The following is a 21,440-nucleotide window of genomic DNA, read 5'->3' on the forward strand; positions in this document are numbered from 1 at the left end:
CGCCTTGCCGGCCGCCCGGGGTGCGGAAGCTGTGCGCGGGGCCGTGCTTTTCGCCGTCCCATGTGCGGAAACGCCGCGACTGGCGGTACGCGGGCGTGCGGAGGCGCCGCGCAAGGGGCGGGCCGGCTGCGCGGCTCGTCTGCTCGTGCGGGTTGCTCGGGAGGGTTGGCGGCCTGCGCCGCCCTGTGGTGTCCTTTGGGTTGCCATGGCGGTAATTATGTCATTTCGCCTACAGGCGCGAGGGGGTTTGACTTGACTTGTTACAATAAACCCAAACACCCTTCACCCGCACGGCCGCGCAAAGGGGACGTGCGTGCGAGGTGACAAAGCATGGAAAGCAGCTTCCTAAGGAGTGAACCATGAGCAACGAAACCAGGCGCATCCTGCTGGTGGAGGACGAGAAGGCCATCCGCGATGCCGTAACCGCATATCTTGAGCGCGAGAACTATTGGGTAACCGCCGTCGGCGACGGCCAGGAGGCGCTGGAGGAATTCTCCAAGCACCACTTCGACCTGGTCATCCTCGACCTCATGCTCCCGCGCGTCCCCGGCGAGCGCGTTTGCCGCGCCATCCGCGACAACTCCGACGTGCCCATCATCATGCTCACCGCCAAGGGCGAGGTCGAGGACCGCATCATCGGCCTGGAGCTGGGCGCCGACGACTACCTGGTAAAGCCGTTCAGCCCGCGCGAGCTGGTCGCCCGCGCCCGCGCGCTGCTGCGCCGCGTGCATGCCGATTCCGAGCCTCAGCGCGAGGTGCTCGAGTTCGGCGAGCTCACCATCGACGTGTCCGGCCACAAGGTCATGGTCTCCGGCAAGGAAATCGACCTCACGGCCAGCGAGTTCAAGCTGCTCACCACGCTGTCCCGTTACCCGGGCCGCGTGTACTCCCGTATGGAGCTGGTCGAGAAGGTGCTCGGCTACGACTTCGAGGGCTACGAGCGCACCATCGACTCCCATGTGAAGAACCTGCGCGCCAAGATCGGCGACAACCCGCGCAACCCCAAGTGGCTGCACACCGTGCACGGCGTGGGCTACCGCTTCGAAGACCCCACCAAGCAGGGTCAGTAAGCTAGCCGCCGCGCGGCCGTCAGCGCTCGGCCGCGCCTCCCTTCCTAGAAGAAAGGCTGCGAGCCCACGTGGATACCGATACCAACACAACGCAAGACGCTCCTTCGACCGGCTCCGCCACCACGGGGCCGGTCGTGGTTGAGCGTCCCTCCGAGGAAAAGAAAAGGCGCAAGCCGTACCAGGGCGTGGTGAACTGGTGGAACAGCCTGACGTACACCACGCGCATGACCATGGCGTTCGCCCTGATCGCCGCCATGACCGCCATGGTGGCCATCGGCGTGTTGTCGTTCGTCTGGCAGCAGCACTTCCATACCTACACGCAGGAGAACATGGAGTCGCTCGCCGAAAGCACGGCAACGCGCATCGAGGAGGTGTACAGCACCTCCCACACCCTGCACGACCCGCAGGTCGAGGCCGTGGCGAAGTACGCCGAAAGCCTGAACAGCGGCGTGGGCGTGGCCGTCATCGACAACACCACGGGCAAGGCCGTGTACGATTCCTCGGCCGTCACCATCGCCGACGGCACGGGCACGTCCCGAAGCGAATCGGGCGCGGGCATGTCGCCGAGCTCGGACAGCGGGCGCACCCTGGCGCCGCCGGTCAGCGCCAGCCAGCAGTTCGCCAGCGCGCCCATCGAGTACGGCGGCGCGGCCGTGGGGTCCGTGCGCATCTGGGTGTACGGAAGCGAAACCCTGCTCACGCAGGCCGATGAGCAGTTCTCCAACAACTCTTATCAGGCCATGGTGTTCGCAACGGTGCTGGCCATCGTGCTGGCGTCGTGCATCGGCTTCCTGTTCGCGCGCACGCTGGTGCGTCCCGTCAACACCATGGCGCAGACTGCCCGCGCCATCAAGGAAGGCGACCTGTCGGCGCGCACGGGCATCCGCGGCGAGGACGAGATCGCGCGCCTGGGCATGACCTTCGACGAGATGGCCGACTCCATCGAGCGCGACCGCAAGCTCGAACGCCGCCTGACCACCGACGTCGCGCACGAGCTGCGCACGCCGCTCATGGCCATCCAGGCAACGGTTGAGGCCATGGTCGACGGCGTGTTCGATGCCGACGAGGAGCGCCTTGAGACGGTGAACGGCGAGGTCAAACGCCTAAGCCGCCTGGTCGACGCCATCCTGAAGCTTTCGCGCTTGGAAAACCGCAGCACGCCCATGAAGAAGGAAGTGCTCGAGGTGGGCGACCTCATCAGCGGCATCATCGCCACGCACGAGGCCTATGTGTCCGACTCGGGCCTCAAGCTCATCTACGAGGTGGAGCGCGGCGTGCGCGTGCGCGGCGATGCGGACATGATCCGCCAGGCCACGGCCAACCTCATCTCCAATGCGGTGCGCTATACGCCCGAGGGCGGCACCATCACCGTTAGCGTTTCCAGCCACGAGGGCATGTGCGCCATCGCCGTGCGCGACACGGGCATCGGCCTTTCGCCCGACGAGGCGAAGATGGTGTTCTCCCGCTTCTGGCGCGCGGACGCCGGCCGCACGCGCGAGAGCGGCGGCCTGGGCATTGGCCTTTCCGTGGTGAAGGAGATCGTCGACCGCCACAACGGCTACGTGGACGTCGAGGGCGAGAAGGGCGTGGGCGCCTGCTTCACCATCAACCTGCCGCTGTACTACGAGGGCGACGAGCAGCGCGAGCAGCGCCAGCAGCAGCGCCAACAGCAACAGCAGCAGCGCGAGCAGCAGCTGCAACAGCGCCAGCAGCAGCGTGAGGCGCAGCGGCAGCAGAAGGAGCAGCAACGCGCGCAGCAACATGCGCAGAAAACGGGGATACCGTTCGGGCGGTCGCACGACGACGGAAAATAGACGATAATGGCAACAATACAGTCACGCCGCAAACGGCGCGCAAATGCCGGCTGGGCGCCGCCCGCGCCCGGCGCAACTCTCATGGGGAAAGGATAAGCAGGCATGAGCGGAATCGATATCAAGCCGGACGCACAGGGCAAGGTGCGCGACATCTACGACCTGGGCGACAAGCTGCTGATGGTGGCCACCGACCGCATCTCGGCGTTTGATTACATCCTGGAGGACGAGATCCCGCACAAGGGCGCGGTGCTCACGCAGATCTCGCTGTTCTGGCTCGAGCAGCTCAAGGACGTCATTGGCAACCACCTGATCAGCGCCGATGTGGCCGACCTGCCCGAGCAGTTCAAGCCTTACGCCGACTACCTGCGCGGCCGCTTCATGCTGGTGAAGAAGGCCGAGATGTTCCCCGTCGAGTGCATCGTGCGCGGCTACCTTGCCGGCAGCGGCCTGAAGGAGTACCAGAAGCAGGGCACCGTGTGCGGCATCCAGCTGCCCGAGGGCCTGGTGAACTCCTCCAAGCTTCCCGAGCCCATCTTCACGCCCTCCACGAAGGCCGAGATCGGCGACCACGATGAGAACATCAGCTTCGAGCGCTGCGCGGAGATCCTCGGCGAGGATGCCGCCACGCAGCTGCGCGACCTGGCCATCAAGGTGTACTCCGTCGCTCGCGACCATGCCGCCGAGAACGGCATCATCATCGCCGACACGAAGTTCGAGTTCGGCGTTATCGACGGCCAGATCATCCTGGCCGACGAGGTGCTCACGCCCGACTCCAGCCGCTTCTGGCCGGGCGACGCCTACGAGCCGGGTCGCGACCAGGCCAGCTTCGACAAGCAGTACGTGCGCGACTGGCTCAACGCCAACTGGGACCGTCAGGGCAACCCGCCGCATCTGCCCCAGGAGGTCATCGAGCGCACCAGCCAGAAGTACATCGCGGCGTACGAGAAGATCTCCGGCAAGAAATTCGAGTTCTAGCCCCAGGCCCGGCAGGGCCGCATAAGCAGTACAGGTTCGCAAGGACGCATGCGGCGTCCCGGATCGGCCCCTAGGCAAGCGTCGGCGTCAAGCCGGCTGGCGTGCCGGAGGAGATGCGGGGCGCCGCGCGCGACCGCAGCAGAAGAAGGTTCGCCTGCCGGCAGGCGGGCGAAGGAGTGAGAATGACACAACGCAACCCCATGAACGAGCGCTACCAATCCGAGGACCGCAAGGGCGCCACGCGCAAATCGGCCGCTTCCGCGAAGCCGGTCTCGAAGGCCGCATCCTCGGTGCGCATCCAGTCCACCAAGAAGACGCCTCAGCAGAAGAAGGCCGAGCGGAAGCAGCAGCGCGCCAAGGACGCCGAGCGCGACCGCCAGTTCTACAACCCGCCCACCGCGGAGTACAAGCGTCTGCGCAAGATCTGGTGGGTTTGCCTGATCCTGGCCATCATCCTCACCGTGGTCAGCTTCGCCGGCAACAACCTCGGCATGCCCGCGCCCATCATGTACGTCACTTTGGCGCTGGCCTACGTGTTCATCATCGCCGCTCTGTACATCGACATGGGCAAATGCCGCAAGGCGCGCCAGAAGTACGCCGACGAGGTGCTCAATCACCCCACCAAGGAGATGCGCGCCGCCGAGAAGAAGGCCAAGGCGCAGCAGCGTGCCGCCGAAAAGCAGGCGGCCGAGCAGCCCGCCGAGCCCGAGCCCAAGAAGAAGGGCCTGTTCGGCTTCGGCAAAAAGAAGAAGGACGAGTAGGCACGGCCAAGCAGGCCGTCAGCCCGTCTCGGCCCAGCAAGACGGAAAACAAACGGGTGCCCGCGCGGTGCCCGCTTGCATTTTAGGAAGGAAGCGGGGCAGGGCCGTCGCCCTTGCCCCGCCCGATCGCGGATGGCGCGCCATCCGCACATACGACTAGGAAGGACGTCCATGGTTTCCCGCATCTATGTGGAGAAGAAGCCCGGCTTCGACGTTGAGGCCCAGCAGCTGGCGCACGAGCTGCGCAGCATCCTGGGCATCACCTCGCTCGAGGGTTTGCGCCTGGTGAACCGCTACGACGTGGAGGGCATCTCGCAGGAGCTGTTCGATCAGTGCGTGCCCACCGTGTTCAGCGAGCCCCAGGTCGATGTCGCTTCGGCCGAGCTGCCCCAGGCCGACGGCGCGCAGGTGTTCGCCGTGGAGTTCCTGCCCGGCCAGTTCGACCAGCGCGCGGCCTCGGCAAGCGAGTGCATCCAGCTGATCAGCCAGGGCGAGCGCCCCGAGGTCCGCAGCGCGAAGGTGTACCTGCTGTCCGGCCCGCTGTCTGATCAGGACGTCCAGGCCATCAAGCATTACGTCATCAACCCCATCGAAGCGCGCGAGGCAACGCTTGAGCAGCGCGACACGCTTGCCATGGCGCAGCCCCAGCCCGAGCCGGTCGAGGTGCTCGAGGGCTTTCTCGACCTTGACGCCGCGGGCCTGGTGCAGTTCATCGCCGACCGCGAGCTGGCCATGGACGAGGCCGACCTGGCGTTTTGCCAGCAGTACTTCCAGAGCGAAGGCCGTTGCCCCACCATCACCGAGATCAAGATGATCGACACTTACTGGTCCGATCACTGCCGTCACACCACGTTCGGCACCGAGATGACCGATGTGGCCATCGACGACCCGCGCGTGCAGGCCGCCTTCGACCAGTATATGGACATGCGCAACGAGCTGGGTCGCCAGGCCAAGCCCGTCTGCCTTATGGACATGGGCACCATCGGCGCGAAGTGGCTCAAGTCCAAGGGCGTGCTCACGGGCCTGGACGAGTCCGAGGAGATCAACGCGTGCACGGTGAAGTGCAAGGTGGACGTCGACGGCGAGGAGCAGGACTGGCTGTACCTGTTCAAGAATGAAACGCATAACCATCCCACGGAGATCGAGCCGTTCGGCGGCGCGGCAACGTGCCTGGGCGGCGCCATCCGCGACCCCTTGTCGGGCCGCAGCTACGTGTACCAGGCCATGCGCGTCACCGGTGCCGCCAACCCGCTGGCGCCCGTGTCCGAGACGCTGCCCGGCAAGCTGCCGCAGCGCAAGCTGGTCACCACGGCCGCTGCCGGCTATTCCAGCTACGGCAACCAGATCGGCCTGGCGACCGGCCAGGTCAACGAGCTGTATCACCCCGGTTACGTGGCCAAGCGCATGGAGATCGGCGCCGTTGTGGCCGCAACGCCTGCCGACCACGTGCGTCGCGAAACGCCCGAGGCGGGCGACGTGGTGGTGCTGCTGGGCGGCCGCACCGGCCGTGACGGCATCGGCGGCGCCACGGGCAGCTCCAAGGAGCACAACCTGGAGTCGCTGGAGCATTGCGGCGCCGAGGTGCAGAAGGGCAACCCGCCCGAGGAGCGCAAGATCCAGCGCCTGTTCCGCCGCGGCGAGGCCACGCGCCTCATCAAGCGCTGCAACGACTTCGGTGCGGGCGGCGTGTCCGTTGCCATCGGCGAGCTGGCCGACGGCCTGCGCATCAACCTGAACAAGGTGCCGAAGAAGTACGAGGGCCTGGATGGCACCGAGCTGGCCATCTCCGAGTCGCAGGAGCGCATGGCCTGCGCTATCGCCGCTTCCGACGTGGACGAGTTCCTGCGCTATGCGCGCGAGGAGAACCTTGAGGCCACCGTGGTCGCCGAGGTCACCGACGATGCGCGCGTGCGCGTCATGTGGAACGACAACGCCATCATTGACCTCAGCCGCGAGTTCCTGGCAAGCAACGGCGCGCCGAAGCAGCAGGCCGTTCATGTGGGCCAGGCGGGCGCCTACGAGCGCACGTGGGAAGGCGAAACCCTTGCTCAGCGCATGAATGCCCTGGTCACCGACCTGAACGTATGCTCGAACAAGGGCCTGTCCGAGCGCTTCGACTCCACCATCGGCGCGGCCACGGTGCTCATGCCCTTCGGCGGCAAGAACCAGCTGACGCCGGCGCAGGCCATGGTCGCCAAGCTGCCCGTGGGCGGAGAGACCACCACATGCAGCGGCATGGCATGGGGCTTCAACCCCTACCTCACCGAGGCCGACCAGTTCACCGGTTCCTACGTGGCCGTGGTCGAATCGGTCGCTCGCCTGGTGGCGGCCGGCTTCAAGCGCCAGGACATGTACCTGACGTTCCAGGAGTACTTCGAAAGCCTGCGCGGCGACGCGAAGCGCTGGGGCAAGCCCACGGCTGCCGTCCTGGGTGCGCTCATGGCGCAGGTCGACCTGGGCATCGGCTCCATCGGCGGCAAGGACTCCATGTCCGGCAGCTTCGAGCAGCTCGACGTGCCGCCCACGCTCGTGTCCTTCGCCACGGCGGTGGGCAAGGTCGGTCGCGTGACGTCCCCCGAGTTCAAGAGCGCCGGTCATCGCGTGGCGTTGGTCGCGCCGCGCTGCTACGACGCCGAGGGCGTCGCGCCCGCGTCCGAGGATGCGCTGGCGGCCATGGACGCCGTGCAGGAGCTCATCGGCAACGGTGCCGCGCTGGCGGTCTGCACGCCGGGTTACGGCTGCATGGCCGAGTCGCTGTTCAAGATGTGCGTGGGCAACGGCCTGGGCGTGAAGCTCGACGACGTCGACGCCGATGCGCTGTTCGCGCCTGCGTACGGCAGCTTCCTGGTGGAACTGGCCGACGACGCGCAGCTGCCCGCCGCAACCGATAACCTGGACGTGGTCGTGTTGGGCACCACCACTGAGGACTATCGCTTCATCGCCGCGGGCGAGGAGCTCGACATGGCCGCGCTGCAGGAGGCATGGGAAGGCGCCATCGAGAGCGTGTACCCGTACCGCCAGGAGGGCGAGGCCGTGAAGCAGGTGACGGTGGACAACCGCCTGCCGCTCACCTATAACGGCACCATCGCGCGCCCGCGCGTGATCATCCCCGTGTTCCCGGGCACGAACTGCGAGTACGATTCCGCTCGCGCATTCGAGCAGGCGGGCGCCGTGGCCGACACGCTGGTCATCAACAACCTCACGCCCTCGGCCGTCGCCGAGAGCACGAAGGCGTTGGTGGAGGCCATCAAGAACAGCCAGATCATCATGCTGCCCGGCGGTTTCTCCGGCGGTGACGAGCCTGACGGTTCGGCGAAGTTCATCACGGCCTTCTTCCGTGCCCCCGAGGTCACCGAGGCCGTGCGCGACCTGCTGTTCAACCGCGATGGTCTGATGCTGGGCATTTGCAACGGCTTCCAGGCGCTCGTGAAGCTGGGCCTGGTGCCGTACGGCGACATCCGCCCTATGGACGACGAGTGCCCCACGCTCACGTTCAACACCATCGGCCGCCATCAGAGCCGCCTGGTGCGCACGCGCGTGGCCAGCAACCTGAGCCCCTGGCTGTCCCAGTGCGAGCCCGGCGACATCCACACCGTGGCCATCAGCCACGGCGAGGGCCGCTTCGTGTGCAGCCCCGAGCTGCAGCACCAGCTCGAGGTCACGGGCCGCATCGCCACGCAGTACGTCGACGAGGCCGGCCAGCCCAGCATGGATTGGGACGTCAACCCCAACGGCTCCGTCATGGCCATCGAGGGCATCACCAGCCCCGACGGCCGCGTGCTCGGCAAGATGGGCCATGTGGAGCGCCGCGGCGACGGTCTGTACAAGAACGTCCCGGGCAACAAGTTCATGCCCCTGTTCGAAAGCGGCGTGAAGTACTTCACGGACTAGAACGCGAATGCGTCGGTCGTTCGGCCGGCGCAGCGTTTGAGGATCGATAGCGCCCTGTCGGCTTTTGCCGGCAGGGCGTTTTGGGTTGCAGGTCCCTCGTATCCTTTTACCGTCGCATAGGTGCGTAGGCGGTATGGGTGGGGGTAGGACGTTTCTTGACAAAGTTAGGGACCAGGTACACTCGAAGCGATATATGCAGCCGCGGTGGCTAGGTCGGTCCCGGTGTCACGATTGGGGCTCGAATCGTAAACCGTTCTGCAACGTACGCGAGATTCGCTTGTGCTCGAACGCTATATAGGTAGACTGGCCGATGCCGACCGTTCTTGGTGCGCTTTCGGGCGCAGAAAGGAGCGAGTCATGACCATGTATGGATATGCAAGAGTATCAAGCAAGGACCAAAACCTGAACAGACAGCTCGATGCCTTATCCGCCGTTGGCGTTTCGGAGGAATCCGTGTTCGTCGATTACCTGAGCGGGCGCAACTTCGATCGCCCTGGATATCGATCGCTGGTCGAGCGTCTGCAGCCTGGCGACGTGCTCGTGGTGAAGAGCATCGACCGCCTTGGCCGCAACTACGATGAGATACTCGGCCAGTGGCGATTGCTCACCAAGCAAAGGAGCATCGACATCGTGGTGTTGGATATGCCGCTACTCGACACGCGCTCGACGTCCGGTCACGGGGTGACGGGAAAGCTGATCGCGGACATCGTGCTGGAATTGCTCAGCTACGTGGCGCACGTTGAGCGCGACAACATCCGCCAGCGCCAGGCGGAGGGGATCGCGGCGGCGCGTGCGCGCGGCGTCAAGCTGGGACGCCCGGCGCTGGCCGTGCCCGAAGAGTTCGATGCGGTGCACCGCATGTGGGAAGACGGCAGTCTGAATAGCCGACAGGCGGCGGAATCGCTGGGAGTTTCGCATACGACGTTCTTGAAGTGGGTGAAGCAACGACCCGTGGACGTCACAATCTCGCACAAATCGATGCGTTCATAGCAAGAATCGTATCGTTTGCCAATACCGATTTTGGTTGTTGGCAAATAATCTAGACGTTTGTTTACAGCCCCCCTCGGCCTGATAAAGCGTTACTCGCTTCGGAGTGTAAAACGCTTTATCAGGCCGTTTCTTTTCACTCGCTCAGTGAAATCAATATAGCCGACCACTCAAGTAATGTCTGCATTTGCTTACGCCTATATACAACGTATGCGCGGAAAGGCAGATATGCGCAAGATACATGAGAGTGATATATCGCTAACTCCCACGCAGGAGCGTCTGCTCGGCTATATCGCCGCGCAAACAACCATATCGGGTGCGGCGCAGGCAACGAAAAAGGAGTTGTCGCAGCTCATGGGCTGCAGCGTCAAGACCATCGACCGCGCCATCACGCGCATGAGCCGAGAAGGGCTTATCAAAGTCGAGCCATGCCACTCCGAAAACGGAGGGCAGCTTTCGAATGCATATAGCGTTGTAAATAGCTGATTGGGGCTCTTACGACCCGGTCCTTTCGTGATTGCAAATCAAACGATAAACAAGCAACGCAAGGCGATAACGGGAAAGGGAAGAGGAGAGATGAAAACGAGAAATACAGCGTTAAGGCTATTGGTTTCCGCGATGCTCGTCGTGGGGTTGCTCCCCGTGGCGGCATTGGCGGCCGATGGCGATCAGGCGGGCGACGTCAAGGTCCCCGCGCAGGCTCAGGTGGAGGAGTCTGCCCAGGACCAGGCGCAGGCAAGCGCTGACGATCAAGCGCAGGCGTCTGCCGACGATGAAGCGGCAGCCCCTGCCGAGAAAGCAGAAGCTACCGAGCCGGCAACGGACCAGGTGAACTCTGCCGTTGTGGCTGCGCCCGAAGCAGCGGACGAGCCGACGACGGTGGCTAATGGGACGTACGAAACTTATAAATTGTACTGGTATGCCCTGGTTCCGGATTATGCATTGGATAGCCCAGCACCTGAGGATGAAAAATGGTTCGGAATGGGCGTTGGTGAAATCAGTGCAGTAAAGGCACCGAAAGATTATAAGGTTAAGGATGGCTGGGGTATTTCTAGACAATATTACGGAACGATTAGCGCGTCAGATTACAAGCCTATTGATATGCCCTCTGTTGGCAGCAATGTGACACCTGGACTCTGCCCGGATATTACGTGGAAGGGGAAAACGTACAAATATGCCCAGAAGGGCAGCGAGAACTCCCTGAAGCAGGGTTACTACACGTTAGAACCCGCCCGTGTAGTAGTCGCTGCTGGCGCAAATGCCGGAGCGAATAAGTACAACCCTACTACGTCAAAGACAACTTTCCACTACGATAACGTTATTGTTCTCAACGAGGAAAATGTCTACACCGTAAACTATGCACTGAAGGACGTAGGCGAATCCGAATGGGGTGTGTTAAGCAACTATGCCCAACGCGTTAATAGCGGATACAGCGAATCGGAGTTAAAAAAGCCGAGCAATGCAGCGGTCCCCGAAACCAAAACCGTCGATGGCGTGACGTATCAGTTCGATGGTTGGTACAAGGACGAGGCTTGCACGGATAAGGCGAACTTCGACGGCACTATCACTCAGAACACCACCTACTACGCTCATTACATCCCGCAGTCGGGGAGCCTTTTCGTTTCGAAGAGCGTGACGGGAAGCGCTGCGAACGTCGACCAATCGTTCACGTTCGAACTGTCGTGCGAGGCTCTTGCAGGCAAGACGTTCACCGCTAAAGCTAAAGATGGTGTTGTCAACTCCGTACCATTCGACGATCGAGGCGTGGCAACGGTCCAGCTCAAGCATGGCGAGTCCGTTACGCTGACCGAGGTTCCCGCTGGCTCGCAGGTTGCCGTTCGTGAAACGGGCCTTTCCGGTAACGCTAGGACTACTTCCAGGGTTTCTATCAACAACGGCACTGCCGAGACCGTTGCAACCGACGGTCAGACGGCCACGAAGCCCATGACGGTGACCATCGTCTCCAATCAAACGCAAACGCTTGCATTCACCAACTCGGCCGAGGCGGTCTCGGCGACGGGGGTCTCGCTTGACGCGGGCCCGATGGCAGGGCTCTTCGCGGTTGCCGCTGCGGGCGCGGGCGCTCTGGCCGCAAGCGGCTACAAGCGCAGGAAGCGTGAGCAGGGTGCTTGGAAGGAGTAAAAAACGCGTTCCTCAAAGTATCCAGGAAGATCGGCCAGTCTCGCTGCAGCTGATCGCCGACAAGCTGCAGCGTCTGGTATGGCGCCGACGCCTGTGGGGAATCGACGAGCGCCAGGCGTGGCACGTGGTGCATCGCTTGGACGAAATGTACCGCCAGCTTTACCGGGAGCAGCAGATTCACTACGAGGCGCTGCTGGAACAAGCCCGCGCGGAGCAGCCGGTGCAACCAAAGTCCCAGGCTTCGAAGGCGCAGGCTTTGCAGGTGCCGCCGGTTCCCCAGAGGTTGATTCGTGTGCAGCAGCCTGTGGATCCGAAACATCACCGGCACAAGAGGTCGAAGGGTTCGCACGGGAAGTAGCGCAGGCGCCTGAAGCGCGCGTCATCGAGCGACGTGCTCAAGGCGCGGAAGCGCGAAGACGTGCAGGCGCCGCGGCGGCGAAGACGATTTGCGCGATAGGGTTGGCTGCGATCCTGCTGCAAACAGTATTCGGGCTTGCGGTCGTTCGTGGCGGCGGTATGTCGCCCGCATCGGGCGATGGCGATGTCGCGCTGACGTATCGGCTCGAGCAAGCGTATTCGGCAAACGACGTGATCGTATACCGCTCCCAGTCCGGGCAGCAGCTTATCGGCCGTGTGGTGGCATTGCCCGGCGATGTGGTCGAGGTCACCGAAGACGGCACGTTCAAGGTCAACGGGAGCGCGCAGCCTTCGTCGAACGGCCAATCCACTGCGCCGGCTGAAAGCGGTCCGGCATATCCATTAACGCTTGGTGAAGGGCAGTACTTCGTGCTGGGGGACGACCGCATGCAGGCGGTCGATAGCCGCGAGGTAGGCGCAATAGGTATCAACGTGGTTGAGGGCAAGGTTGTGGCCCTGCTGCGACTGCGTGGGATATAGGAAACGAGACGGGAGAAAGGAAAGGCTATGGCTATGTCTCGCTTGAAGAAGAATGTGGTTGCGGCGGCACTTGCTGGTTCCATGGTGATCGCTCTTCCGGGCGCTGCGTTTGCAACGACGGTTGAGGACAACGGTTCCATCGTTGACAAGACCTGGACCGCGGCGTCGAACACGCAGCTGAACAACACGGAAGTGTTTAAGTTCCAGATTGAGTACACGGGCGCCGATAAGGTCGGTACCTGGGAGCCGGATTTTACTATGGGTGCAAACACTTGTACGCTGACGGCAAATTGGCAGGATCTTTCTAATGGCAGTAATTCCGCGAGCGCTCCATTGTACGCTAACGAGCTGTTCAAGGGTTATGAATTCAAGACGCCCGGCGTTTACAAGTTCACGTTGACCGAGGTTAGGGGTGACAACCCCAACATTCTCTACGCGACCAACTCGTATAACGTCGAGGTCTCGGTCGCTATGCCTACTGACTACCCGACGCACACCGATCCTGTGATTCAGAAGATTCAGGTGAAGGATGGTGACAATAAGGCTGACAAGGCCGCATTCGCCAACACCGCTAAGGCAAACGACAGCTTGAAGGTTTCCAAGAAGGTCGCCGGCACCGCTGCGAACACGCAGGACGAGTTCAAGTACACGCTGACGCTCGGTGGCGTTCAGGGTTCTTACGGCTTCGAGAAGCATACGAAGGACGGCGGCATCGAGACGGGCACCGTGACGAATGGGGCCGACCCCTACGAGTTTACGCTGTATCATGGCGAGTACATCGAGATCAAGAACCTGCCTGTCGGCGCGACGTACACGGTCCTCGAGACCGACACGGCGTACACCGAGACGAACGTTGCCGACGGTGTTAAGAGCGATGGTGATAAGGGTGCACAGGCTGATGGCGCCATCAAGGCTGGCGGTAGCACGGTCGCATACACCAACGAGAAGGGCTTCGCTCCGGCGACGGGCGTTAACTCCGACACCATGCCCTTCGTCTTCGGCGGCCTTGTTGTCGTCGCGGGCGCCGGCGCCCTGCTGATTTCCCGTAAGCGCCGCGCGAGCGAGGAATTCTAATTGCGGCTAGCTGCTGACAGCTTCGGCAGCTATGGAGCGCGCAAGCCCACCCGCGCCCTGCGGGTGGCTTGCGCGCTTGACCGTGCGGTCGTCTGGGCGCTCGGCATCGTGCTGGCGCTCGCGCTCGCCGTGTCCGCCTACGCCCTCTGGGATGCGTATGCGCTGGCGAATGGAGGGGATAGCCAGGCCCGGCTTGCCGCATTGAAGTCGGGTGACGCGGTCAGCTTCTCCGAGTTGCTGGCATTGAATCCCGACGTATGCGCTTGGGTCACCATCGATAACACGAACATCGATTATCCGGTGGTCCGCGGCAAGGATGACTTCGAGTATCTCAGCAAGGATGCTACCGGCGCGTACAGCGCCTCAGGCAGCATCTTCCTTGACAGCAAATGCTCGAGGGATTTTACCGAGCCCTATGAGGTGCTCATGGGCCATCACATGCAGTACGGCAAGATGTTCGGCGACCTGGACAAGTTCTTGGACGAAGGCTTCTTCAACCAGAACCAGAAGGGCACGCTGTACCTGCCGGACCGCACGCTCGACCTGCAGATATGCGCGGTGGTGAAGGCGGACGCCTATGACGGCGTCTATTACGGCACCCCCGCCGGCGCAGATCGCATGCCCGCGCTGGTGGAAAAGGTTGCGCAGGATGCCGTGTTCCAGCGAGACGGTCTGCCTTCCGCAAGCGATCAGGTGGTGGCGCTCTCGACGTGCGCATCTTCCGGCGTGAACGAGAGAACGCTGCTGCTGTGCAGGGTTATCGGGGAGCGCGCCGCCGACAAGGCGTAGCGCAGATAGCGCACGGTGTGCCGAATGGCGCGAGGAAAGAAAAGGACAAGCTATGACGTATGCATTGAACGTAAAACGAAACCTCGCGATCGCGTCGCTTGTCGCGGCGGTGCTCGTCGCCGTGTTCACGTGTGTCGCGCCCTCTGCGCAGGCATATGCAGCCGAAGGGGCGCATGCGCCGGTTTCGGCGCAGATCCCGGCACAGGTAGTCGTGAAGGGGGACGCGCCTGCGCAGACGCGGGATTTCACCGTCCAGGTCTCCGGCGCCGATGGCGAGACGGTTTTGCCGGACCAGCTGCAGGCGACGATCGCGGGCGAGGGCTCCGCGCAGTTCGCCATGTCGTTCGCCGAGGTGGGGCTGCATCATTACACGGTGCGGCAGGTTCCCGGCAATGCCGAGGGCTGGACGTATGACGAGCAGGTCTACAACGTCGACGTGTACTGCATGTGGAACGGGCGGGATGCCTCGGATTCCCTGTATACGCAGGTGTCCGTGAAGAACGCGGCGGGCGAGAAGTGCGAAGCGTGCACGTTCGAGAACGCTTACCAGGCGCCCGTGCAGCCTGCACAGCCGCAGGCTGCTTCCATGGCCCAGACGGGCGATATGGTCGGTATGGCGGCGGTGTTCATCGGGCTGGTGGCCCTGGCGGCGGTTGTCGCTGCGGTGGTCGCCTATCGCAGGCGCTCTCGCGAGTAGCGCTGTATCGCGCTAACCGTTTCGCTTATCAATGAATAGGGCGGCGGGTTCGAACGAACCCGCCGCCCTATTCTCGTTTATGCCCGGATGTCTCGCTTACGCGTAGATCTCCTTCTCCACCACCAACTCGTTCTTGATCTTGCCGACTAGGTTCTGCAGCGCGTCGATGCAGCGCGGGCGGATGTCGGCGCCGATGAGCACGTACATGAGCGAATCGCCCACGTTCAGCACGCCCTCGTTGAGCCACACGCGCACATAGTAGACGCCCGGCCACGTGAGCGCCTCCTTGACGGCCTGCTCAAGGCCTTCGGCGTCGTAGCTGAAGTCGACCTGGGCGACGTCGCCGAGGCCTTCGACGCCCTCGCGCACCTGCGCCTTGGGCGTGATGCGTACCACGCCGTTGTGTGTGAGGAACATGCCGCATTGCGCGGCCTTCGGGTCCTGCTTCGCTTCCTTAAGCCATTCATCCATGGACGGTTCGGGTTTCGCCATTTTGGCCTCCTTGCGTGAAGTTAACGGTTGTCGCCGTGCCGATCGGGCAGGATTCGCCGCGATGGCATGTTTTCGCGGCTCAAATTGTACCGCACGCGTAAAGGCCTGGTGGGGCTTCTGTGAACACTGCAAAAAGCTCTTTAAAACGTAAAAGTAAAAAGATAGTCTTGAACAATTTTCCTACGATGCGTAGATTAATCGGCCAGTATTTTAGTGGCCGATTCGCCAGGGCAAAAATCGATTTTCTACTGATAACCTGGTGAAACATATATTCACATAGCCTATCGGTTAAGAGGATTTCCATTGACTATACTTTTGTGCAGGTGCACAAAATGTTGGTGAAAAATGTCCGAATCGTGAAGAAAAAGAAAGACATCTTCACTTCTGCTGCAGCCCTGATAGATTGGCAATCGCACCGAACGCAACGAAGTTGTCAAGGAACAGATTTCCAACGTTGCCAAACGGTGAAGTTGACCAAAGTCTGAAACGGATTCAGGCGAGCGAGAAAGGATGACGGGTTAAAATGAATGCAGCAACGAACGTGAAACAGATCCAAGGAAACCATACCCCGATTACTATGCTCGTCGGGTTCGTCGCCCTGCTGGCAATCGCGATCGCCGTGTGCGCCATCGCTTCCTCGGCCGCGGCATCGCTGACGGGTTTCACCCTGGTGGCAGCTCAGACCCCGGCCATCAGCCTTGCATGGTTCGGTAGCACCATGGCTCCGCTTCTGGGCGAATTCGTGGTGCTGTTCGCCATCGCCGCTGGCCTGGCCTACAAGGCTGCCCGCAAGTAAACGCACCTGCGCGGCAAACACAATCTCATATGCAAAGCCCTCGCGAACGCGGGGGCTTTTTCGTGTCTTGCATCCGTGGGCGGGCGTCCGAAGGCGGCTCCCCGCAGCCCCAAAGGAACGTTATCCGCCCAACCCCCGTTATCGATGCGGAAGGCGGTCGTTCGTCTCGAACCCGCCCTGGACATCCCATCGATACCCCTAAATAAAGTTACAAGTTGCGAATCAACGTTTGCGCTCGAATTTACCAGGTTGACACAGTGGCGCGCGTTCGAGCCTGATACTATGGAACGGATTGAGAAAAGCGTCAGTTTGCCAATTGCAACTTGACACCGGGAACTGCGAGAAAGCGAGCGCGCCTATGTCTTTGGCACCATCGGATCACACCAAGCAACCTGATAACCGCACCACCATGGAACTGGGCGTCGTGCTGCCCATGACCGCCGAGGTACGCGACGACCACTTGTTCGTCGGCGGCGTCGATATGGTGGAGCTTGCCCATAAGGAAGGCACCGCGCTCTACGTCATGGACGAGGCCGACATGCGCAACCGCATGGAAACCTACCTCAAGGCGTTCCGCAGCCGCTATGAGAACTCCGACGTCATCTTCGCCTCCAAGGCGTTCCTTAATAAGGAAACCGCGCGCATCGTCGCGCAGGAGGGCCTGTGCCTTGACGTGTCCGGCGGCGGCGAGCTGTGGTGCGCGCAGCAGGCGGGTTTCCCCATGGAGCGCGTCTTCGTGCACGGCAATAACAAGACGCCGCAGGAGCTGCGCGAGGCCATCTCGGCTGGCGTTGGCCGCATCGTGGTGGACAGCCGCATCGAGCTGGGCCGCATCAGCCAGATCGCCGGCGAGCTGGGCGTCACGCAGGACGTTTACATGCGCGTTACCCCCGGCGTCGAGGCCGACACGCACGAGTACATCCGCACGGGTTGCGAGGACAGCAAGTTCGGCTTCACCATGCTCGACGACTTCGCCTTCAAGTGCGTCAAGGACGCGCTTGAGGCTCCGAATGTGCGCCTGGCGGGCTTCCACTGCCACATCGGCTCGCAGATCTTCGCGCTCCATTCGTTCGCCGAGGCCGTGCAGGTCATGGTCGAGTTCATCGCCCGCGTGAAGGAAACCTACGGCTACGAGGTCGAGGAACTGGACATGGGCGGCGGCCTGGGCATCGCCTACAAGGCCGATGACAAGCCCTCCACCATCGACGAGTTCGCCGAGTGCACCGTCAACGCGGTTCGCGAGAACTGCGAGCGCCTGGGCGTGAAGCTGCCGCGCCTGGCCGTCGAGCCCGGCCGCAGCTTGGTGGCAACCCCGGGCATCACGCTGTACACCGTCGGCATCCTGAAGACGCTGCCCGGCATCCGCAAGTACGTGGCCATCGACGGCGGCATGTCCGACAACATCCGCACGGCGCTCTACCATGCCGATTACGAGCCCACCATCGCCAACAAGGCCGGTCAGCCTCGCACCGAGATCGTCACGCTGTGCGGCAAGCACTGCGAAAGCGGTGATGCGGTGGTCATCGACATGCCGCTGCAGACGCCTGAGCTGGGCGACGTCATCGCGGTGTTCGGCACCGGCGCGTACTGCTACACCATGGCCAGCAACTACAACGGTCAGCCGCGCCCCGGCATCGTGTTCGTGAAGGACGGCCAGGCCCGCGTGGTCACCCGCCGCGAAACCTACGCCGACCTGTATCATCGCGACATCTAGCCGCTTCCGGGCGGTCGGGCTGGCGCAGCGTTGGGGTCGACCCGACGGCCGCAAGACCGACCGCCCGCCGCATATTCCGCGCTTTCGCGGGTTTTGCGGGCCCGGCGGTCGTCTCGCCGGCTCCAGGGGGCCTGTGGGCGGCATCGGCGCGCGGCGCCGGCGTTCCTGCGGTATCCTCTGTTCCGTAACGAAGTCATCCCAAACCCGCCCAGCGCATCGGGCACAGCTTTTCAACCTTTCGAAGGGGGAGACATGACCATCAAACTTGGACTCGTGGGAACGGGCACCGTCGGCGGCGGCTGCTTGGACATCCTGCGCAACCATCGCGAGGACTTCAAGCGCCATCTGGGCGTCGACATGGAAGTGGTGCGCGTGTGCTCGCGCAATCCCGAGCAGGCTGAGGCGCGCGGCGTGCTGCACCTGTTCACCGAGGATTTCAACGACATCATCAACGATCCCGAGATCGATATCGTCATCGAGTTGATCGGCGGCACCACCGCTGCGCGCGATGTGGTGCTGGGCGCCCTGCGCGCCGGCAAGAACGTGGTCACCGCCAACAAGGCGCTCATGGCAACGTTCGGCGACGAGGTCATGGACCTTGCCCGCGAGAAGAACCTGGAAGTGGGCTTCGAGGCCAGCGTCGGCGGCGGCATCCCCATCATCCAGCCGCTGAAGCACTCGCTCATCAGCAACGAGATCACCTCCGTCATGGGCATCGTGAACGGCACCACCAACTACATGCTCACGCGCATGGTCGACGACGGTCTGTCCTACGAGGATGCGCTGGCTGAGGCTCAGGCGAAGGGCTTCGCCGAGGCCGATCCCACCGCCGACGTCGACGGTTTCGACGCCGCCGCGAAGATCGCCATCCTGGCATCTATCGCCTTCAACAGCCGTGTGAAGCTCAACGACGTGTACACCGAGGGCATCCGCAATATCACGCAGCTCGACATGGACACTGCCGACGACATGGGCTACGTCATCAAGCTGCTGGCGCTGGCGCATCGCACGCCCGAGGGCATCGATGTGCGCGTGCATCCCACCATGCTGCCGAAGGCGCATCAGATGGCCCAGGTCAACGGCGTGTTCAACGCAATCTACGTCACAGGCGACGCCGTGGGCGAGACCATGTTCTTCGGCGAGGGCGCCGGCGCGGGCCCGGCCGCCGCGGCGGTCATGGGCGACGTTCTGGAGGTTGCGCGCCATATGACGCTCGGCATCCCGCCGGTGGTCGGCTGCACCTGCACCGACAACCTGCCCATCGTTCCCATGGAGCAGCTGAGCACCAAGTACTACATCCGCTTCTCCGTGGCCGACCGCTCCGGCGTGCTGGCTGCCATGGCCGGCGTGTTCGCCAAGCACGGCGTAAGCGTGCGCAGCGTGGTGCAGCGCGGCAGCGCCCAGCATGAGACGGTGAACCTCAGCTACGTCACGCACACCGCCAGCGAGGCAAGCGTGCGCCGCGTGCTCGAGGAGATCGGCGGGCTCGAGGACGTCCTGCGCGCCGAGCCCAGCGTCATCCGCGTGGAAGACTAGCTCGATTGGCGTAATCGAAGAGATTTTGCTACTTTATAGGGAAGCCGGTTGAACGGGGCGAAGGGGTTGTTTCCCCGCCCCGTTTCTTTACGAAAGGGGATTTCATGGAGCAGTATAAGGAAGAGTTCATCCACTTCATGGTGGAGAGCCACGTGTTGAAGTTCGGCAGCTTCACGCTGAAGAGCGGCCGTCAGTCCCCGTTCTTCATGAACGCCGGCGCGTACGTCACGGGCGAGCAGCTGCACCGTCTGGGCAAGTACTACGCCCAGGCCATCCATGACAACTTCGGCCTGGACTTCGACGTGGTGTTCGGCCCGGCCTACAAGGGCATCCCGCTGGCCGTGGTCACCGCCATCGCGCTGCAGGAGCTCTACGGCAAGGAAGTGCGCTACTGCTGCAACCGCAAGGAGGTCAAGGACCACGGTGCCGACAAGGGCAACCTGTTGGGCGCCGACCTGCACGACGGCGACCGCGTCATCATGGTCGAGGACGTCACCACCTCCGGCAAGTCCATCGACGAGACGTATCCCATCCTCAAGGGCGCTGCCGACGTGGAGGTAAAGGGCCTGATCGTCAGCCTGAACCGCATGGAGGTCGGCAAGGGCGGCGTGGTCACTGCTCAGAAAGAGGTGCAGGAGAAGTACGGCTTCCCCGTGGCGTCCATCGTCAGCATGGCCGAGGTCGTCGAGTGCCTGTACAACAAGGAGGTCGAAGGCGAGGTCGTCATCAACGACGACATCAAGGCCGCCATCGACGAGTACTACGAGCAGTACGGCGCCAAGGAATAATAGGCAACGCGCCTGATCTTTTCGAGCGAATCGAATAACGAAGCCTAGCGGCGCCGAACGGCCTCAGGTCGTCCGGCGCCGCTGCTGTTTTCGGGTGTTGGTCTGCAGTTCTGGCGGGCGGACGCGCTTCCTGCTAGGCTTGGGAAAAGGCAAACGCAAGGGAAGGATGAGTCATGGACGCAAGTCAGATCGGCGTGGTGTTCGACTGCGATGGTACGTTGCTCGATTCGATGGGCGTGTGGCATGGGCTGCAAAACGAGCTGGCTGAACGCGCGGGAGGCACGCTGACTGCCGAAGACGTGGCGGCGCTGGCGCCCATGAGCATTCCCGAGTGCGGCGCGTTCTTCCACGAGAAGTTCGGCTTGGGCGAAAGCGACCGCGAGGTGGTCGGCATGATCGACGAGTATATGCTGGACTTCTATCGCCATCGCGCCGAGGCGCGTCCCGGCGCGCTCGAGTTCGTGCAGGGGCTTGCCCAGGCGGGCGCGCATCTAACGGTGGCGTCCTCGAGCCCCAAGCCGTACCTGATGGCCGGCATCGAGCGCTGCGGGTTCGCCCCGTATCTCGAGCGCGTGCTGTCGGTGGAGGACGTGCATTCCACGAAGCGCGAGCCCGACGTATGGGACCGCGCCCGTGAGATCATGGGCACGTCCAAGGAGCTGACCTGGGGCGTTGAGGATTCCGCATACGCCATCGGCACGCTTGCCGGCGCCGGCTACCGCACGCTCGCCATATACGACAGCGACGACGCCGGTACCTGGGACGCCCTGCAAGCCTCCGCCGAGCACGCGATCCGCAGCTTCGAGGGCCTTACGGTCGAGGAATTCCTCGCCTGGAACGAGCAGCCGCTCTTCGCAGGCACGGCGAACAAGTAAGCGCGACGCGGCGACGAGGGGCTGGCTCTCCTCATTGCTCGTCGCTTCTGTTTTCGGCGTTGACTCGTGCAGTTGCTGGTGCGAAACGAGCGTCGACAAGAGGGTGCGCTCTCTGATTAAGCGGGGAGGCCGGCAGGACGGG

The 21,440-nt window shown here is 62.8% G+C and carries 19 protein-coding genes; 18 read left to right on the plus strand and 1 reads right to left on the minus strand.

Annotated elements, in window-relative coordinates; translation table 11 throughout:
• The first annotated feature begins 359 nt into the window (after nucleotides 1-359).
• From SFHG_RS01395 to SFHG_RS01450, 13 genes are all read left to right on the plus strand, one after another.
• On the plus strand, nucleotides 360-1,070 hold the full coding sequence (locus SFHG_RS01395; RefSeq protein WP_042432516.1) for a response regulator transcription factor: 711 nt from the start codon (nucleotides 360-362) through the stop codon (nucleotides 1,068-1,070).
• Nucleotides 1,071-1,138: 68 nt separating this feature from the next.
• On the plus strand, nucleotides 1,139-2,884 hold the full coding sequence (locus tag SFHG_RS01400) for a sensor histidine kinase (protein WP_118350840.1): 1,746 nt from the start codon (nucleotides 1,139-1,141) through the stop codon (nucleotides 2,882-2,884).
• Between the two features lie 102 nt (nucleotides 2,885-2,986).
• Nucleotides 2,987-3,859, plus strand: a complete 873-nt coding sequence (locus tag SFHG_RS01405; protein WP_042432519.1) for a phosphoribosylaminoimidazolesuccinocarboxamide synthase — start codon at nucleotides 2,987-2,989, stop codon at nucleotides 3,857-3,859.
• Between the two features lie 182 nt (nucleotides 3,860-4,041).
• A complete protein-coding gene (locus tag SFHG_RS01410; protein WP_042432521.1) occupies nucleotides 4,042-4,620 on the plus strand; it encodes a DUF2207 domain-containing protein in 579 nt (192 codons plus the stop codon).
• 171 nt (nucleotides 4,621-4,791) lie between these two features.
• A complete protein-coding gene (locus SFHG_RS01415; RefSeq protein WP_042432524.1) occupies nucleotides 4,792-8,511 on the plus strand; it encodes a phosphoribosylformylglycinamidine synthase in 3,720 nt (1,239 codons plus the stop codon).
• A 357-nt stretch (nucleotides 8,512-8,868) separates the two neighbouring features.
• Nucleotides 8,869-9,501 (plus strand): recombinase family protein, encoded by a 633-nt coding sequence (locus SFHG_RS01420; protein ID WP_042432527.1) that lies wholly within the window; start codon nucleotides 8,869-8,871, stop codon nucleotides 9,499-9,501.
• 225 nt (nucleotides 9,502-9,726) lie between these two features.
• Entirely contained in the window at nucleotides 9,727-9,984 is a 258-nt protein-coding gene (locus SFHG_RS01425; protein WP_042432529.1) for a helix-turn-helix domain-containing protein, read from the plus strand.
• 90 nt (nucleotides 9,985-10,074) lie between these two features.
• Nucleotides 10,075-11,640, plus strand: coding sequence for an InlB B-repeat-containing protein (locus SFHG_RS01430; protein WP_042432532.1), 1,566 nt, complete (start codon nucleotides 10,075-10,077; stop codon nucleotides 11,638-11,640).
• Nucleotides 11,615-11,998 carry a hypothetical protein gene (locus tag SFHG_RS10755; RefSeq protein WP_162096552.1) on the plus strand — a complete coding sequence of 128 codons (384 nt, stop codon included), beginning with the start codon at nucleotides 11,615-11,617 and terminating at the stop codon, nucleotides 11,996-11,998. The genes SFHG_RS01430 and SFHG_RS10755 overlap by 26 nt, the downstream gene beginning before the upstream one ends.
• Before the next feature lie 86 nt (nucleotides 11,999-12,084).
• Nucleotides 12,085-12,537: a signal peptidase I gene (gene lepB / locus SFHG_RS10760; RefSeq protein ID WP_262362176.1), complete on the plus strand. Its 453-nt coding sequence runs from the start codon at nucleotides 12,085-12,087 to the stop codon at nucleotides 12,535-12,537.
• 27 nt (nucleotides 12,538-12,564) lie between these two features.
• The gene (locus SFHG_RS01440) at nucleotides 12,565-13,611 is read left to right on the plus strand and encodes a DUF7601 domain-containing protein (protein ID WP_042432535.1); all 1,047 of its coding nucleotides are present in this window, start codon (nucleotides 12,565-12,567) and stop codon (nucleotides 13,609-13,611) included.
• On the plus strand, nucleotides 13,612-14,400 hold the full coding sequence (locus SFHG_RS01445) for a class B sortase (RefSeq protein WP_052297757.1): 789 nt from the start codon (nucleotides 13,612-13,614) through the stop codon (nucleotides 14,398-14,400).
• A gap of 52 nt (nucleotides 14,401-14,452) precedes the next feature.
• A complete protein-coding gene (locus SFHG_RS01450; protein WP_042432536.1) occupies nucleotides 14,453-15,097 on the plus strand; it encodes a Spy0128 family protein in 645 nt (214 codons plus the stop codon).
• A 96-nt stretch (nucleotides 15,098-15,193) separates the two neighbouring features.
• Here SFHG_RS01450 and SFHG_RS01455 read toward each other — a convergent pair whose 3' ends face one another.
• Complete coding sequence (locus SFHG_RS01455; protein ID WP_042432539.1) at nucleotides 15,194-15,589, minus strand: molybdenum cofactor biosynthesis protein MoaE; 396 nt, start codon at nucleotides 15,587-15,589, stop codon at nucleotides 15,194-15,196.
• Nucleotides 15,590-16,112: 523 nt separating this feature from the next.
• Between SFHG_RS01455 and SFHG_RS01460 the strand changes: the two genes are divergently transcribed.
• The 5 genes from SFHG_RS01460 to SFHG_RS01480 all read left to right on the plus strand — a co-directional run bounded on the left by SFHG_RS01460 (nucleotide 16,113) and on the right by SFHG_RS01480 (nucleotide 21,298).
• The gene (locus SFHG_RS01460; RefSeq protein ID WP_148514779.1) at nucleotides 16,113-16,385 is read left to right on the plus strand and encodes a hypothetical protein; all 273 of its coding nucleotides are present in this window, start codon (nucleotides 16,113-16,115) and stop codon (nucleotides 16,383-16,385) included.
• A 358-nt stretch (nucleotides 16,386-16,743) separates the two neighbouring features.
• Complete coding sequence (lysA, locus tag SFHG_RS01465) at nucleotides 16,744-18,099, plus strand: diaminopimelate decarboxylase (protein ID WP_042432544.1); 1,356 nt, start codon at nucleotides 16,744-16,746, stop codon at nucleotides 18,097-18,099.
• Nucleotides 18,100-18,351: 252 nt separating this feature from the next.
• A complete protein-coding gene (locus tag SFHG_RS01470) occupies nucleotides 18,352-19,635 on the plus strand; it encodes a homoserine dehydrogenase (protein ID WP_042432546.1) in 1,284 nt (427 codons plus the stop codon).
• A 104-nt stretch (nucleotides 19,636-19,739) separates the two neighbouring features.
• Nucleotides 19,740-20,423, plus strand: coding sequence for an orotate phosphoribosyltransferase (gene pyrE, locus SFHG_RS01475; protein ID WP_042432549.1), 684 nt, complete (start codon nucleotides 19,740-19,742; stop codon nucleotides 20,421-20,423).
• Nucleotides 20,424-20,596: 173 nt separating this feature from the next.
• A complete protein-coding gene (locus SFHG_RS01480) occupies nucleotides 20,597-21,298 on the plus strand; it encodes an HAD family hydrolase (protein ID WP_042432552.1) in 702 nt (233 codons plus the stop codon).
• The last annotated feature ends 142 nt before the right edge of the window (nucleotides 21,299-21,440 follow it).

This window comes from Senegalimassilia anaerobia JC110 (assembly GCF_000236865.1).
Lineage (GTDB): Bacteria > Actinomycetota > Coriobacteriia > Coriobacteriales > Eggerthellaceae > Senegalimassilia > Senegalimassilia anaerobia.

Excerpts from the sequence above, each read along its gene's own strand:
- SFHG_RS01395 (WP_042432516.1), top strand. The coding sequence starts at position 360 with ATGAGCAACGAAACCAGGCGCATCCTGCTGGTGGAGGACGAGAAGGCC.
- SFHG_RS01405 (WP_042432519.1), top strand. The coding sequence starts at position 2,987 with ATGAGCGGAATCGATATCAAGCCGGACGCACAGGGCAAGGTGCGCGAC.
- SFHG_RS01410 (WP_042432521.1), top strand. The coding sequence starts at position 4,042 with ATGACACAACGCAACCCCATGAACGAGCGCTACCAATCCGAGGACCGC.
- SFHG_RS01415 (WP_042432524.1), top strand. The coding sequence starts at position 4,792 with ATGGTTTCCCGCATCTATGTGGAGAAGAAGCCCGGCTTCGACGTTGAG.
- SFHG_RS01420 (WP_042432527.1), top strand. The coding sequence starts at position 8,869 with ATGACCATGTATGGATATGCAAGAGTATCAAGCAAGGACCAAAACCTG.
- SFHG_RS01425 (WP_042432529.1), top strand. The coding sequence starts at position 9,727 with ATGCGCAAGATACATGAGAGTGATATATCGCTAACTCCCACGCAGGAG.
- SFHG_RS01430 (WP_042432532.1), top strand. The coding sequence starts at position 10,075 with ATGAAAACGAGAAATACAGCGTTAAGGCTATTGGTTTCCGCGATGCTC.
- SFHG_RS01440 (WP_042432535.1), top strand. The coding sequence starts at position 12,565 with ATGGCTATGTCTCGCTTGAAGAAGAATGTGGTTGCGGCGGCACTTGCT.
- SFHG_RS01450 (WP_042432536.1), top strand. The coding sequence starts at position 14,453 with ATGACGTATGCATTGAACGTAAAACGAAACCTCGCGATCGCGTCGCTT.
- SFHG_RS01455 (WP_042432539.1), bottom strand. The coding sequence starts at position 15,589 with ATGGCGAAACCCGAACCGTCCATGGATGAATGGCTTAAGGAAGCGAAG.
- SFHG_RS01460 (WP_148514779.1), top strand. The coding sequence starts at position 16,113 with ATGAATGCAGCAACGAACGTGAAACAGATCCAAGGAAACCATACCCCG.
- lysA (WP_042432544.1), top strand. The coding sequence starts at position 16,744 with ATGTCTTTGGCACCATCGGATCACACCAAGCAACCTGATAACCGCACC.
- SFHG_RS01470 (WP_042432546.1), top strand. The coding sequence starts at position 18,352 with ATGACCATCAAACTTGGACTCGTGGGAACGGGCACCGTCGGCGGCGGC.
- pyrE (WP_042432549.1), top strand. The coding sequence starts at position 19,740 with ATGGAGCAGTATAAGGAAGAGTTCATCCACTTCATGGTGGAGAGCCAC.
- SFHG_RS01480 (WP_042432552.1), top strand. The coding sequence starts at position 20,597 with ATGGACGCAAGTCAGATCGGCGTGGTGTTCGACTGCGATGGTACGTTG.